General features: G+C 20.0%; 2 protein-coding genes. One reads left to right on the top strand and one right to left on the bottom strand.

Annotated features, from left to right (window positions below):
* A partial coding sequence (locus IE124_RS34440) for a type II 3-dehydroquinate dehydratase (protein ID WP_189514063.1) occupies window positions 1–317 on the top strand: 317 nt, incomplete at its 5' end.
* Here the strand turns inward: IE124_RS34440 and mraW are convergent.
* Window positions 314–555: 16S rRNA (cytosine(1402)-N(4))-methyltransferase (mraW, locus tag IE124_RS34435; protein ID WP_189514060.1), on the bottom strand; the 242-nt coding region annotated here is incomplete at its 5' end. The genes IE124_RS34440 and mraW overlap by 4 nt on opposite strands.

The following is a 555-nucleotide window of genomic DNA, read 5'->3' as shown; positions in this document are numbered from 1 at the left end:
CAATAAAATTTAAAATTGAAATAGAATGTTATCATTCTAATCATGAGGGTTATATAATAGATACTATACAACGGGCATATAATAAATGTAATGCTATTATTATAAATGCAGGGGGGTATAGTCATACATCAATATCTATATTAGATGCATTAAATATTTTTAAAGGGAAAATAATAGAAGTACATATATCTAATATATATAAGCGAGAAAAGTTTAGAAAAAAATCTTATATTTCTATAAGAGCTAATGCAGTGATATCTGGATTAGGAATATATGGATATATATCAGCGTTAAATTATTTAATAAAAGAATATTAACTCTTTTTTATAACATACATTGTGGCGCTTCGTGAACTTTTATTAAAAATAAGTTCTTCTTTATTTGGATATATTTTTTTTAAATTATATTTTTTTTTATTTATAGTATTAGTTTTAATTAAAGATTTTATTAAAGTTGATTCTAAAGAATTAAAAGTAATAATAATTAATTTTTTATTTATATCTAAAAGGTCTAAAGATGAAATTATTACTTTCTCTAGATTAGTTAATTCATTAT

It is taken from the genome of Streptomyces narbonensis, assembly GCF_014649015.1.
GTDB classification, from domain to species: Bacteria; Actinomycetota; Actinomycetes; order Streptomycetales; family Streptomycetaceae; genus Streptomyces; species Streptomyces narbonensis.
Note: the sequence above shows the minus strand (reverse complement) of the source record. Positions and strands in the feature narration are given on the sequence as shown.